This is a genomic window from Sphingobacterium spiritivorum (genome assembly GCF_016725325.1).
Lineage (GTDB): Bacteria > Bacteroidota > Bacteroidia > Sphingobacteriales > Sphingobacteriaceae > Sphingobacterium.
In genome coordinates, this window is record NZ_CP068083.1 from 171,134 (window position 1) to 187,312 (window position 16,179).

8 protein-coding genes are annotated in these 16,179 nt (G+C 42.6%); 7 read left to right on the top strand and 1 reads right to left on the bottom strand.

The genetic code is table 11. The features are described from left to right. The first annotated feature begins 259 nt into the window (after positions 1-259). The 7 genes from I6J02_RS00615 to I6J02_RS00645 all read left to right on the top strand — a co-directional run bounded on the left by I6J02_RS00615 (position 260) and on the right by I6J02_RS00645 (position 14,654). A complete protein-coding gene (locus I6J02_RS00615) occupies positions 260-1,435 on the top strand; it encodes an efflux RND transporter periplasmic adaptor subunit (protein WP_201679926.1) in 1,176 nt (391 codons plus the stop codon). Between the two features lie 79 nt (positions 1,436-1,514). Continuing rightward, positions 1,515-4,667, top strand: coding sequence for an efflux RND transporter permease subunit (locus tag I6J02_RS00620; RefSeq protein WP_201679927.1), 3,153 nt, complete (start codon positions 1,515-1,517; stop codon positions 4,665-4,667). A 1-nt stretch (position 4,668) separates the two neighbouring features. Further along, entirely contained in the window at positions 4,669-6,141 is a 1,473-nt protein-coding gene (locus I6J02_RS00625) for an efflux transporter outer membrane subunit (RefSeq protein ID WP_201679928.1), read from the top strand. 220 nt (positions 6,142-6,361) lie between these two features. After that, entirely contained in the window at positions 6,362-8,647 is a 2,286-nt protein-coding gene (locus I6J02_RS00630; protein WP_201679929.1) for a family 20 glycosylhydrolase, read from the top strand. A gap of 340 nt (positions 8,648-8,987) precedes the next feature. Then, positions 8,988-12,155, top strand: a complete 3,168-nt coding sequence (locus tag I6J02_RS00635; protein WP_201679930.1) for a SusC/RagA family TonB-linked outer membrane protein — start codon at positions 8,988-8,990, stop codon at positions 12,153-12,155. A 28-nt stretch (positions 12,156-12,183) separates the two neighbouring features. Continuing rightward, positions 12,184-13,674: a SusD/RagB family nutrient-binding outer membrane lipoprotein gene (locus tag I6J02_RS00640; protein WP_201679931.1), complete on the top strand. Its 1,491-nt coding sequence runs from the start codon at positions 12,184-12,186 to the stop codon at positions 13,672-13,674. A gap of 26 nt (positions 13,675-13,700) precedes the next feature. After that, a complete protein-coding gene (locus I6J02_RS00645; protein WP_201679932.1) occupies positions 13,701-14,654 on the top strand; it encodes a metallophosphoesterase family protein in 954 nt (317 codons plus the stop codon). Between the two features lie 76 nt (positions 14,655-14,730). On the opposite strand, the gene I6J02_RS00650 is transcribed toward I6J02_RS00645, so the two are convergent. Next, positions 14,731-16,173, bottom strand: coding sequence for a phytoene desaturase family protein (locus I6J02_RS00650; protein ID WP_201679933.1), 1,443 nt, complete (start codon positions 16,171-16,173; stop codon positions 14,731-14,733). Positions 16,174-16,179: the final 6 nt, after the last annotated feature.

A 16,179-nucleotide genomic window follows, 5' to 3' on the forward strand; every position in this document is an offset into this window, starting at 1 on the left:
AAAAAAAATATTTTTCACATTGGAGAGACAAATTCGGCATTCAGGGCGCGTATATGCGAATTTAAACAGCCGCTAAAAGGCTTTTTTGCTTTTTTATTAACTATTTCACAATATATAAACTACTTTATCGTTTTATTTTCCTGCACCCGTTACTAGTTAAAATGTTAATTTTTGTTAAATGCAAATCAAAAGCTCCATTCCAGCGTTCATAAAGCAATGCTGTAATAGAAAAGTTACGTAAATAAGAGCGAAAGTATTAATGAAGAAATCAAGAAAGTTTAATTTAAAATTTACCACATTTAGTTTAGGTTTACTCGCATTAGCCACCATTTTAACACACTGTATATCAGGTAAATCAGAAGAAAAAGAGAACAAAAACAAGCCTACGGCTCTTCCCGTCTATAACGTGACAAGAAGCAATGCAAGCACAGTAAAAGATTACCTGGGAACCATTGAAGGAAAAGTCAATGTAGAAATCCGGCCGCAGGTAGAAGGCCTGCTTCAGGAAATTTATGCAGATGAAGGATCTTTTGTTCAGAAAGGACAAAAACTTTTCAAAATCGATGCCTCGACTTACCAGGAACAGCTCAATAATATGATAGCCACAGCCAATGTAGCTAAGGCAAAACTGGAAAATGCTCAACTTGAAATTGACCGCCTCCGTCCCCTTGTACAGAATGATGTTATTTCAGATGTGCGGTTACATGCTGCCAAATCAGACTATGATGTTGCCAAAGCGTCTTTGGATCAGGCGTCTGCTGCGGTAAGAAGCGCAGAAATCAGTAAAAATTTCACCATCATAGAAGCTCCGGTAAGTGGCTATATCGGACGTATCCCCAAACGTATAGGAAACCTTGTTTCAAAAGGAGACAGCGATCCGCTGACGGTACTATCAGATGTACAGGAAGTGTATGTCTATTTTGCTATGAGCGAATCGGATTTTCTATATTTTTCTAAAGCCAAAGCCAGAGAAGATAGTATTGCCGGAGTCAAATACAACAACAATAACAGACTTACTTTTCCGGATGTCACACTTGTACTTGCAGATGGTGAGGCTTATCCCAAAAAAGGAAAAGTAGATGCAGTCAATGGTCAGGTAGATCGTACTACAGGAGCTATTTCTCTGCGTGCAACCTTCTCCAACCATGATAACATCCTGCGTACCGGAAGTACCGGAACACTGAAAATAGCAGAAATAAAGAAAAATGTACTGCAGATACCTCAGGTAGCCACTCAGGAATTACAGGACAAAACTTTTGTATACGTCATCGACAAACAAAATAAGGCGCAAAGAAAAACCATCAAAATTGCCGGAAAAAGTAAAGACAACTACATCGTATCCGATGGTCTTGAAGAAGGTGATCGTGTGATTTTAAGTGGTTTTGACAAAATCACCGATGGATCTGCTATTATGCCCATAGCGCAACATAACTAAATATTATTTATCAAATGTCTGCTTCTCCCGATAGTGAATATCAGGGGAACGGACATTATTTGCCATACCCTTATCATTTATGCTGAAAACATTTGTCAACAGACCAGTACTCGCCACTGTGGTTTCCATTTTGCTGGTCATTCTGGGATTGGTAGGATTAAAACTATTACCGGTATCCCGTTTTCCGGAAATTGCTCCCCCCAGTGTGGTCGTATCGCTGAGTTATCCCGGTGCCAACTCAGAAACAGTCGCCAAGAGTGTATTGCTTCCCATTGAAGAAGCCATCAATGGTGTCGAAGATATGACTTACATCAAGTCTTCCGCCTCTAATTCGGGATCCGGATCGGTACAGGTATTTTTCAAAACAGGTACTAATCCCGATGTCGCTTCTGTGAATGTGCAGACCCGTATTTCCAAAGCCATCAGTTCTATCCCTTCGGAAGTTAACGAAGCCGGTATTACGGTTATGCCCAGACAGAGCGGTGTCATTATGACCATCAATCTCTATTCCGATCATCGGGATAGTGTATATGATGAAACCTTTCTGCAGGCCTATGCACAAATCAACATGATGCGGCCATTGCTTCGGGTGGATGGTGTGGCACAGGTATCCAGAGTCGGTGCTAGAGATTATTCTATGCGCCTCTGGCTCAATCCCGAAAAACTAGCTCTCTATACACTTGTACCTCAGGATGTAATGAATGCCATTAAGGATCAGAATTTTGAAATTGCTCCCGGCAAATTCGGAGAGACTTCAGATGAGGCTTTCGAAACAGTGATCCGTCATAAAGGACGGCTTACGCAACCCGAAGAGTTTGAAAACATTGTCATTAAAACGAATAAAGACGGATCAGTCCTTTACCTCAAAGATGTAGCCCGTATAGAGTTTGGAGCAACCAATCTCGGAAGTGACAATAAGGTAAACGGACATCCGGGACTGACACTTAATCTGACACAGACCAGTGGATCTAATGCACACGACATTGATATAGCCGTACGTAAGACACTGGAAGGTATGGCCAAATCTTTTCCGGAAGGCATTAAATATGAAATTACCTATGCGGTAAGGGACCAGATTGATGAATCGATTAATCAGGTGAAACATACTTTATTTGAAGCCTTCATTCTGGTTTTCCTGATCGTTTTTATCTTCTTACAGGATTTCAGATCTACTTTGATTCCAGCTATTGCTATCCCGGTATCCTTGGTAGGTACTTTCTTCTTTCTGCAGCTTTTTGGTTTTTCACTCAATGTACTGACCATGTTTGCGCTGGTACTGGCAATCGGTATTGTGGTCGATGATGCCATTGTAGTCGTGGAAGCTATTCATCAGAAAATGCATGCGACAGGGCTCAAAGCCAGAGAAGCGACTCTATCAACAATGTCGGAAATCACTGGCGCTATCTTATCTATTACGATGGTGATGGCCGCTGTATTTCTGCCTGTAGGTTTTATGGAAGGACCTGCCGGAATATTTTACAGGCAGTTTGCTTATACCTTGGCGACGGCCATTCTTATTTCCGCACTCAACGCCCTGACCCTCAGTCCGGCACTATGTGCTTTACTGCTCAAACATTCTGCTGTAGAAACAGGAATCAAAGAAGGAGACAGCAAATTTACAAAATACAAAAAACGGTTTTTCCATGCCTTCAACACTTCTTTTGACCGCTTGACAGAACGGTATATTTCCGGAGTAAAAAAACTGATCAAACACAAGCCGCTGGCATGGGGAGGATTAATTCTCTTCACTGCTGCCGGAATATTCTTGATGGTTCGTGCTCCTAAAAGTTTTATTCCTACAGAAGATGATAGTTTCATTACTTACTCTCTGGCTATGCCTCCGGGAGCATCGCTCACCCGTACGACAGAAGTATTGCGTAAGGCCGACAGCATTCTAAAAAAGAGAGAAGATATTAAAGGAATGACCACTGTCTCGGGTTTTAATGTGCTGGACGGAAGTTCGAGCCCTGCATTCGCTGCCGGTTATATCAATATGTTACCTCATGCCGAACGTAAAAAGATACATAATATCGAAGCTTTCATGGACACCATACGCAAGGATTTATCGCAGATCAATGAAGCGAAATTCACCGTCTTTCCACGACCAACGGTACAGGGGTTTGGTGATTTTGCAGGAATAGAATTAGTCCTTCAGGATCGTCTGGGAGGTGATATCCGCGACTTCAATACTATCGCAGATACCTTTATCAATCAGATTAATGAACTGCCGGAAATCGAAAATGCCTATACCGCTTTCAAAGCCAATTTCCCTCAATACGAAGTGAATATTGATGCAGTGAAAGCGAAGACTTTGGGTGTGGATATCAAAGAACTGATGACGACTATCCGGGCTTATTTTGCACGAGTACAGGCTGGAGATTTCAGCCGGTTCGGAAGACAATACCGGGTATATGTACAGGCAGATATGGACTATCGTAAAGATCCGGAATCGTTCAATTCCATTTTCGTTCGCAATAAAAACGGAGAGATGGTACCTGTAAGTACCATCCTTACCCTGGAAAAAGTAGTCGGTCCGGAAACCATTACCCGATATAATCTCTATAATGCAATCGCAGTGAATGCTACTCCTGCAAAGGGATACAGTACAGGTGATGCGATGAAAGCAATACAGAAACTGGCTGATGACAAACTGCCGGTCAACTATGGATTTGAGTGGACGGGTATGAGTTTTGAAGAGAGTCAATCCGGCTCGCAGACCATACTGATCTTTGCACTGAGTATACTATTTGTCTATTTTCTGCTTGCAGCGCAATACGAAAGTTATATCCTTCCTTGGGCTGTACTTTTGTCTGTCCCTGTCGGACTTGTAGGTGTATACGGTACGATTCTGATGGTGGGGCTGGAAAACAATATATATGTGCAGGTCGGACTTATTATGCTGATCGGATTGCTGGCAAAAAATGCAATTCTGATTATCGAATTTGCGGTTCAGCAGCGTGACCGCGGATTGAGCATTGTCGAAGCAGCGCTGACTGGTGCACAGATGAGACTACGTCCTATTCTGATGACTTCACTTGCTTTTGTAGCGGGTCTTGTTCCGCTGATGTGGACCGTAGGCCCGTCCGCCATAGGTAATCACTCCATTAGTTTCAGTGCTGCCGGTGGTATGCTTTTCGGTGTATTGCTTGGCATTTTTATAATACCTGTACTCTTTATTGTGTTCAAGACACTGGATGAAAAAGTCCGCAATAAATTAAAATCTCAAGACTGATATGATAAATAAAAACAGATATAGCCTTACGTTGATCCTGTTGCTATTCACAACTTTATTTGTTGTACAAAGCTGTAAAATAGGAGAAAAATACGCACGGCCCGACTTGAATCTGCCGGAGCAGTACCGCAGTGATACCTTAGATTATTTTGGTGATACGACGACCATAAGCCGCATTCCGTGGCGGGAGTTTTTTCATGATTCGACTTTACTGGCGCTGATTGACAGCGCACTGATCAATAATTTTGATATGAAAACCGCACTGATCAATACCCGGATTGCCAACCGTCAGATGATTCAGAACAAGGCAAATTATTTACCCTCAGTAGAGGCAACGCTGGCAAATGCAAACAGGCAATGGCGTTCTTCTGATTTTGGAAGCGGCCCCTCCTCCCGATGGTATGACAGAAAACAAAAGGATGCACCGGATGACATGTTTGTCTATTTATCTCAGTTTGGAACAGAAGTACGGTTCAGCTGGGAACTCGATATCTGGGGCAAAATATCCAGTCAGCAAGATCAGCTGCTGGCTCAGTATCTGGACACTTATGAAGCCAAAAATGCCATACAGACCAATCTGATTTCCAGTATAGCCAAAGGCTATTTCAATCTGTTGATGCTGGATGATAAGATCAGAGTTGCCAAACGTAATGTACAGCTCAATGACAGTACGCTACGTATGATCAGATTGCAATACGAAGCCGGAGAAATCACCGCTTTAGCGATACAACAGACAGAATCCCAGCGTCTGGTGGCAGCATCACTGGTACCTGAACTGGAAAAAGAGATCGCTGTTCAGGAAAACGCCTTGCGCACGCTTACAGGGCAGATGCCTGACCGGATTCAAAGAGGTCAGAGTTTTGAACATCTGATTGCTGAAAATCAGGAAATATCCCTGGGATCACCATTGGAAATTGTCCGGAACCGACCGGATATACGAAGTGCAGAATTTCAACTGATCTCTGCAAATGCACATACCAATGTCCAACAGGCCATGCGATATCCGGCCTTATCCATCGGCGGATCACTGGGTGTAAATTCAATGTTACCAAAAAACTGGTTCAATATACCGGGTGCCTTGCTTGGCGGTATAAGCGGAGATCTGACAGCCCCGATCTTTAAGAACAGGACGTTAAAGACAAATTATGAAGTGGCAAAACTGGAACGGGAAAAGGCAGAACTGGCTCTACAGCAAACGGTAGTGGAAGCTGTAAGTGAAGTTTCCAACTCCATCATCACAGTAGAAAAACAACGGGAGCAACTGGATTTTGCAAAAAAGAGAGTTTCGAATTCTGAGCTGGCTGTTCGAAATGCAGGACTCTTATTCCGGAGTGGATATGCGACCTATCTCGAAGTGATCACAGCGCAAAGCAATGCGCTCACAAGCGAACTGGATCTTGTCGAATTAAGACAAAAACATCTTGAATCATATGTGGATCTCTACCGCTCCTTAGGTGGCGGATGGAAAGAATAGACCTCTTATGCTGCATGTAAAATATAGGATACATTATTTTGCCTGACCGAAAAAGTCAGGCAAAATAGCTAAGCAGAATCTCCTCTGGCGGAACAGTATAGCACATATCTCGTCTAAAAAAATAATCTTTTAAAAGTTTGAAATTCGCCTATAAAAGAGATGCTAAATTGATTTATCATAAAAGTTCTTTATCTTGCTGTGCAAAACAATTTAAAGAATTATGAAAAAGGCTATTCCGTCCTTATTAGGTTTACTATTTTTCTTATATAGTGGCACTACTGCTATCGGGCAATCGTCATCCGGTCAGCTGAACCTTATCCCCTATCCTAAACAAATGGATGTACAGCAAAGCTCCTCTGCTTTTAATGCGCAGAAGCTGTTGTATTATACCACAGACAGCAAACTTTTCGGAGATGCTGAGCAGTATTTAAAGCAACATATTTTTACCGGAAACCAATGGAGCAAATCCGCTCAAAAAAATGCAAACATACAGCTGATCAGGGATAATAATATTGCTCCTGAAGGGTATCATCTGAATATCGATGAGAAAGGAATTCAAATAAAAGCATCTACACAGGCAGGAGCATTTTATGCCTTGCAGACCTTAAAACAAATGTCTGCACTGTCGGAGAGCAGCATTAACAAGTCATTTCCTTATGTAAAAATCAAAGATGCGCCCACGTATCAATGGAGAGGTGTTGAACTCGATGTTGCACGTCACTTTTTTTCTAAAGAATATCTGTTTAAGTTCATAGACCTACTGGCTCTTTATAAATTTAATAAGTTACATCTTCATTTAACCGATGATCAGGGCTGGCGGATAGAGATCAAGCGTTATCCCAAACTGACTCAGGAAGGCGCTTGGCGGTCATACAATAATCAAGACTCTGCATGTTTTGTAAAAGCAAAAGACAATCCGGACTTTAATCTGCCCAAAGAACATATACGTATCAAAGACGGAAAAGAAGAATACGGAGGATACTACACACAAGACGACATCCGGGAAATCATAAAATATGCTGCAATGCGCAGTGTAGAAATCGTCCCTGAAATCGATATGCCCGGACATATGATGATTGCGACCAAAGCTTATCCCGAACTCTTACTTGATGGAGCTTCTTCAGGTTGGGGGACACAGTTCTCCGTACCCATATGCCCTTGTAAAGAGAGTGCGTATACGTTTACACAACATGTACTACAGGAAGTAATAGATTTATTCCCAAGTAAATACATCCATATCGGAGCTGATGAAGTAGAAAAAACCAGTTGGAAAGAGTCTCCGCTGTGTCAGCAACTTATGAAAGAAGAAGGTATAGCGCACCTCGAAGATTTACAAAGTTATTTTGTTGGCCGGATCAATACCTTTATACAGAAGAATAACAAAGTCGCAATAGGCTGGGATGAGATACTGGAAGGTAAATCGGATCCGAGCATGACCGTGATGTACTGGCGGGGATGGGTCAAAGATGCTCCTCAAAAGGCAATTGAACGTAATCATCCCGTCATCATGACTCCGACCAATCCCCTGTACTTTGATTATCTGCCTAATAAAAGTTCTCTGGAAAGCGTTTACAAGCTAAATGTGGTTCCGGCAGATATTCCAGCTGAAAAAAGATCTTATATTCAAGGTGCTCAGGCTAATATATGGACAGAAATGATTCCATCTAAAGAACGTCTGGAATTTATGATCCTGCCACGGTTGAGTGCTTTGGCCGAACGGGTATGGACGGACACGACCTTATTTGAGAGTTATGAAAAAAGACTGATCAATCACTATGGTATATGGAACGGTATGCAGTTGAATTACAGATTGCCTGATCTGACAGGATTTTCAGAAGAACAGGTTATTGTAGACGGCACCTCTGTCTTGCGTGTAGACAATCCGTTACCTGGAGCTCAGGTTCATTATACGCTGGATGGATCTGTCCCTGCAAAAGAGAGCCCTGTCTTGAATAATGAATTGAAGGTCACTACTCCGGGGAAAGTCAGGTTTGCGACAGTAGCTTCTAACGGAGCAAAAAGTGAGATCTATACTGTGAATTTTAAAAAGGATGATTGGAAACAAGCTGCCGAAGTAAAACCGGAAACATTGAAACAAGGTTTATCGGCTGATTTCTTTGCCGGTACATTCCCTAATTCTCAGAAAATGACAGGTAACATAGTACATACTGAAGTATTGGCAAATGTACATATCAGTGATACAGTAAAAATGGCTTCTTTCGGAACAAAAATCCGGGGATATATCCGCGTACCAAAACAAGCTATTTATAACTTCTATCTGACTTGCGACGATGGCGGAATATTAAAAATAGATAATCAGCTTGTCATCGATAATGACGGGCAGCACTCGGCAGTTGTCAAAAGTGGACAGATAGCTTTAAACGAAGGTTATCATGCCTTTGCAATAGATTTTATTGAAGCCGGAGGCGGATTTACATTAAAACTGGATTACAGTGAAGATGGCGGAGAAGTAAAACCCGTACCTGATGAATGGTTCTCCCATTAATACGTAACTCTTTTATAGTATAACTTTACAAAACAACCTCTCCTGTAATTCAGGGGAGGTTGTTTGTATTTATACCCTGCCTGTTTTATAAAAAAATCCGGGTACCCCTTTCCACAGTTGTATACTTCAGCTATACAACAAAAATATTCATTTCTCTATCTTATTATTCAGATTCAATAATTAAACAGGCTAATAAAATTTATTAAACACTTATAATTAACCAACTACAACATTTTTAAAAGCAATTAGCTCACAAAAACTTAATATGAAGTTTGTTTAGTATTAATATACAAAGTTTAATATTGCTGTCAATATATTTAATCATACTAAACGAAGTATTATGAAATTCAGACCTAATTCCGCTTTAAAGAAATCACTCTGGCTCCTTTGTGTCATGTGTATAATTTCTATAAAAAGTTTCGGGCAGACAAAAGTAACAAAAGGGAAAATTGTAGACTCCCGGACACAGGAAGCAATAGAAGGAGCAAGCATTCGCAACCTCAGTAACGGCAGGATAACATCATCCGGTTCAAATGGGAGTTTCAGTATTCCAACCACTGGAAAAGATACGCTTCAGATAGCTTTTATCGGGTACCTAAGTACAAAAGTCGAAGCTTCATCCCAGGAAGACCTTCTGGTAAATCTATCTGCTAATCAGGAATCTCTGGGAGAAGTAGTCGTGACTGCTTTGGGAATAAAAAAGGAAAAGCAGGCTATCGGTTATTCTGTACAGGAAGTCAAAGGCCAGGATATGGTCAAAGCCCGCGAACCCAATGCTATCGCAAATCTTGCAGGCCGGGTATCAGGATTGACCATCACAGCCAGCACCAATCTGTTTGGAGATCCGGGCATCACACTTCGTGGCCGGAGTAATGTACTTATCGTAGTAGATGGTATGCCTGTAAATACAGACTCCTGGAATCTGAGTCCCGATGATATTGAGTCCTATTCTGTACTAAAAGGCGCAAATGCAGCCGCACTCTATGGCAGCAGAGGTCAGAACGGAGCAATTGTCATTACCACCAAAAGAGCGAAATCAAATGACAAAGGTTTTCAGGTGGAATTTAATTCCAGTACACAGGTACAGACCGGATATAACGCTATTCCAAAAATTCAGACAGAATACGGCCCGGGAAGTAATTACGAATACGCTTTTAAAGATGGTCGCGGAGGTGGTGTAAATGATAATGATTACAATATCTGGGGTCCGCGCTTTGAAGGACAGCCTATCACACAGTATAATAGTCCGGTAGATCCGGCAACGGGGGAACTGATTCCCCTTCCATGGACAGCCAGAGGAAAAAATAATCTGACAAATTTTCTTGAAAACGGTATTTTAAGTACAAATAATCTTGCCCTTTCTACCAAAGGGGAAAATGGAGATATCCGGATTTCCATTTCTCAAATGTATCAGAAAGGAACCACGCCAAATACCAAACTGGGCGGAACAAATGTCAGCGTATCCGGAGGGATAAATGCTGGTGAAAAATTACGTTTTGATGCCAGTATCAACTATAACAAACAGTACTCTCCAAACTATCCAAATTTAAGTTATGGCCCGCATAATCCTATCTATATCCTGACACTTTGGGGAGGTGCCGATTACGACATCAATGATCTTAAAAACTACTGGCAGCCAGGTAAAGAACAGGTACAACAGTACAACCGGGAATATACAATCTATGATAATCCATGGATGACAGCTTATGAAAATCTGCGTACCTACGACAAAGACGACATATACGGGCATCTGACCATGAACTACAAACTGAGCAATAAATTGTCTGCCGGTGCCCGTACAAGTGTCAGCACATGGAACCGCAACCGAACCATCAAAATTCCTATTTCAGCAAACTTATACGGGTATGATATCGGAGGTAGCCGCGTTGGCGGATATCACGAGACATATGATACCTTTTGGGAAAATAATACGGAGGTGTCTCTAAAATATCAGGATCGCTTCCATGAAGATATAGGATTCAATGCCTCTTTATTCGGAAATCTGCGTACCGTAGGTGTAAAATCCTTATTTGCAAGGACAGACAGAGGTCTGACTGTGCCGGGTGTATACGATCTGAACAACTCGGTCATGCCTACCATCGCAAAAAATGACAGAGCCTCCAGACAGGTAGCCAGTGTATATGGATTTGCTGATATTGATTACAGAAATATGTTGTATCTGAGTCTGACGGGGCGAGTAGATAAGTCTTCGACTATGCCGCTTAAAAACAATACTTATTTTTATCCGTCCGCATCTCTGAGTGCTATAGTATCAGAAATGGTTGATCTTCCTGCTGTTATTTCATCTTTGAAAGTGAGAGGTGCTTATGCTGATGTGGCAAGTGATTTTGTCAATGAAACTGATCAATATAATATCTATAAACTACTCCCCTTTTACAGCAACTACGGACGATGGGCTAATTCATACACAGGAGTAACCTATACGGATGTTCTTCCCAATCCTGATTTGGTTGCAGAGCGTGTACGTACATTTGAATTAGGTCTGGAAGCCCGCTTTTTCAATGGCCGCCTTGGCCTGGATGCTGCTGTATTCCGCAATCTGGAAGGTCCGCGTATTATTGAGCTTTCTACTTCCATCAGCAGCGGTGTCCGTGCCCGTCAGACCAATGGTCTGACCCTGCTTCGCAAAGGACTGGAAGTAAGTATCAACGGAACACCAGTCAAAAAAGAACATTTTTCCTGGGATCTCATCCTGAATGCATCGACTAATCATGCCTGGCTACATAATATAGATGGTGTACAGACCCGCTATGGCAACATACGTGTTGGAGAACGCTGGGACAGCTATTATGTTCGTGATTTTCAAAAAGACAATCAGGGAAATCTGATTGTCGGCACCAATGGTCTGCCGGCTTACAACCCCTACCAGAGTAAAATCGGTTACAGCGACAACAACTTTGCGCTCAGTCTCAACAACAGCTTCCGATACAAAACCTTTGGACTAAGTTTTCTGGTAGACGGACGATTCGGAGGGTTGATAAATAACGTACAGGATGCAAAACAATGGGGATCGGGCACACATCCGGAGTCTGCAAACGAATACCGCTATAAAGACTGGCAAAACAGAGATGTGGATAGCTACAAAGGCAGCGTCATGACCAACGGACAAAAGATAGTCAGTGGCCAGTTGAGTACCGATCAGGATGGTAACGTGATTTCGGACAGCCGCATATTTGCACCTAATGACATCCCGGTATTGTGGCAGAGCTGGGCAACGAACTACTACCAGTCGGGACCAGTGGCAGCCAAGGACAGAACCTTTGTCAAATTACGTGAGGTCGTCCTGAGTTACAACCTGCCGGCATCCTTCCTTCAAAGAAGTAAATTTTTCCGTTCGGCCTCTGTATCTCTTGTAGGACGTAACCTGCTTTATTTTACAGGTAAAGGCACAAAGAATATGGATCTGGATCAATTCACAAGTGCAAGCTCGGATTATCAGACACCTTCTGTCAAAAGTTTTGGTTTGAACATCAATGCTACATTTTAACTGAATAAAAGATTAAAAGATTTTTGTTATGAAAACATACAGCATATATACATTTCTCCTTCTTATGGGATGCATATCACTTAATTCCTGTCAGAAATTTGAGGATTTGCAGAAAGATCCGGCAGCAGTATACACACCTGCTCCAAAACTTATTATGACTTCTATCCTGATGCGGGCTCATGATGCTCCCTGGAGTGAAGACCATCGTCACAATCAGTACATGACCCAAAACGAAGCTTACTACACCGGCCAAACCTATGGATGGACAACAGGCTCGTATGACAATCACTACAATATCCTTCGCGATGTCTATCGTATGGAAAAGGAGGCGGTACAGAACGGGGACCGGGGAGGAATATATCTGACTATGGCCAAATTCTTCAAGGCATACTTTTATTACCGTGCGACATCTATGTTTGGAGAAATCCCCATGAGTGAGGCTATGCAGGGAGAAAGCAACAACAATTTCTCTCCGAAGTATAATACACAGGAAGAAATCTTTGCCCAAATCCTGACATGGTTGGACGAAGCCAATACAGAACTGGCGAACAGTACTTTAGCCGGAAACAGTCTGGAAGGCGATTTTTTCTTTAATGGCAATCTGAATAAATGGCAAAAAACGGTAAATTCTTTCAAGTTGCGTGTATTGGTAAGTCTCAGTAAACGTGCTAATGATGCTCCTGCATTGCGTGTAAAAGAGCGTTTTGCGGAACTGTTGAATAATCCTTCCAAATATCCGTTGATCCTGACAAACGAAGATAATTTTCAGTTGCTTTATAACAGTATCAATCCGTATCCGCTATGGCCGGCAGATGGTATTATTATAAAACGTGATATTCGGAATACGTTAGGTGCGACATATGTCAATATCCTCCGGAATTCTAAAGATCCGAGACTGATGATTCAGGCGCTTCCGGCCTCAGGCATCACTGCTGATCCGGCAAATCCTTTCAACGTATATCAGGGTGGATCAACCGGTGATCTGCAGAGTACGCTTCTCCGGCAGGCAGGTGACGGCAAACTTTCGATGATAAATTTTGATTACTGGTTAAGTTCGCCTTCGGGTATTCCGTCTGTACAATTAGGTGCGTCAGAAGTACACTTTGCATTAGCAGAAGGGATCAACAGAGGTTGGGCTACGGGCGATGCCGCAGCACATTTTCAAGCCGGCATCCGCACATCCATGTCCTTTTACGGGGTTACTTCCGACAAAACAGAAGCATTCTTAAAAGCATATCCCTATGCCGGAAATACAACTACGGGACTTGATCAGATCCTCACACAAAAATACGTTGCCTTCTTTGAGAATTCAGGAAAACAAGCCTATTTCGAACAGCGACGTACAGGAATCCCGGTATTCAGTGTAGGACCTGCGAATGCAAATAATAACGAAATCCCAAAACGCTGGGCCTACCCGACCACAGAATACAGCACAAACGAAGCAAATCTCAAAGAATCATTACAACGACAGTTCAAAGGATCAGATACACAGAATGATATCATGTGGATCATCAAATAATAAATAGCTTTTAAAAGACAAAAAAAATGGACATTCCAAGAAGAAAGTTTTTAAAAGGAGCAGGTATTCTTTCTGCATCCTCCGTTCTCGCATTTTCAAATCTGACCGCTTATGCTCATGACAAGCAGAAGCGGAACATTAAACGCTCCTTACGTATTGCTCACCTGACGGATATTCATATACTCGATAAACCGGAAGTTAATAAAGCTGTTTCGGGTGTTTTTGCTCAGCTGCAGTCCATGAAGGATAAACCTGATTTTATTATCAACACAGGAGATAGCCTTATGGACATGAATAACCAGACCAAAGAACGGATAGACATATTATGGAAAGCCTGGGATCAGGCTGCAGCTACGCATTCTTTCAACGTAAAAAGTTGTCTGGGTAACCACGATGTCTGGCATTTACCAAAGGATCATGCAGCATATGAACAGTCTTCAAAAGACCCGTTGTATGGTAAAAAATGGGCAATGACTAAATTAGGATTACCGCAACCGTATTATTCTTTTGAACAGAAAGGCTGGAAATTTATCGCACTGGACAGCATACATTATAATCCGGAACAGGGTGGATATACTTTTGGTCAGGAACAATTGGATTGGCTTAAAGAAGAATTAGCCCGGACTCCGGAAAAGACACCGGTATTACTATTCTCTCATGTTCCGATCATTTCAGTCACACCTCTCTTATATGCGGCACAACGTACACCTGTTCTCAAAATGGGTTTTCCGGGAGGAGATCAGCATGTAGATGTAATAGATGTAAAGTCTATTCTGAAACTACATCCTAATGTGCGTGTGGCATTAAGCGGTCATGTACATTATGTAGATCAGGTCTCCTATCTTGGTGTAAATTACTATTGTGGCGGTGCTGTTTCGGGCAACTGGTGGAATGGTGTACTGGACGATTTTGCTCCGGCATATTCCATCCTTGATCTGTATGAAGACGGAAGCAGCCACTACGAAACTATTTATTATTAATCAAAAAACAGAACAGCTGATTTCCAGAAGGATTTATACAGCTGTTCTGTTTTTTTTAATGACATTCTTCAGGCGATTACAGCCTGGGAATCCGGATACCAAAAATATCCCGCAACGCCAGTCTGGCGGCATGGTAACCGCACATCCCGTGTACACCTCCGCCGGGAGGCGTAGAAGAGGAACAGATATAGACCTGTTTTAAAGACGTTCTGTAAGGAGAAAGACTTAATACTGGACGGGTATACAGCTGGCGGATATCAATAATACCTCCGTTGATGTCCCCTCCTATATAATTAGGATTGTATGTTTCCATAGCTTGTGTATCCATGATATTTCTGGCTAAAATCCGGTCTTTGAATCCGGGAGCAAAGCGTTCGATCTGATTCTCCATTTGTCGGCTCATATCCTGTGTCGAACCATTTGGCACATGGCAGTAAGCCCATACCGCCTGCTTACCTTCCGGCACCCGACCTGTATCAAAGCGGCTTTGCTGAGCAAGCAGTACAAAGGGAGTTTCGACATGTTGCCCTTTGGATGTTTTCCATTCTCCTTCTGCGATTTCTTCGAATGTATTCCCCAGATGTACGGTACCCGCAGATCTGGCATCTGCAGACCGAAAAGGAACAGGACCATCCAGAGCCCAGTCCATTTTGAATACTCCCATTCCATACCGGTATTTTTTCAATTGATTGCTGTATGATTTTTTCAGTCTGTTTCCGGCTATCTTGTCCAGTTGACGGGGAGTAACATCGAACAGAGCCACTTTATGAGGAGGTAAATCATCCAGATCTTCTATCCACACACCTGTCTGGATTTCACCACCCAGCGCAACAAAACAGGCAGCCAGTGCATCCGCTATAGCTTGTGATCCTCCCCGTGGTATAGGCCAGCCTTTGCGGTGTCCGACAGCTAACAACATTAACCCAACAGCAGAAGATGCCAAATTATTTAAAGGCTGGATGGCATGAGCTGCCATTCCGGCCCACAAGGCTCTGGTCTTGGGATTCTGAAATCTACTGACCAGAAGGTCTGCCGGTTGTAATGCATAACGTCCGAACTTGGCCATCAGCAAGGGATTCTTGGGAAAACGCAAGGGTCCCATACTATCACTGGCCAGTGCTTCCCAATGATCGGCAAAAGGCCCGATCAGAGAACGGTAACGTTCAGCATCATGACCCAGCGCTTCTGCTGTATCGGTCAGTGACCGGGATAAAAAGGCTGCACTGCCATCATCAAAAGGATGTGCTGCAGCTAAAGGAGCATGAATGAATTCCAGACCGAAATCTGCCAAAGGTAAAGTCGCAAAAAACGGAGAACCCAAAGCCATAGGATGAATGGCAGAACATACATCATGCGCATATCCAGGCAATGTTAGCTCCAGTGTACGCATTCCACCCCCTACTGTATCTTTACCTTCTATCAATAATACTGATAATCCTTGCTGCTGAAGCGTAATGGCAGCTGCGAGACCATTAGGTCCAGCCCCTACTATTACAGCATCATACTGGGTTTTCTTCATTTCAAC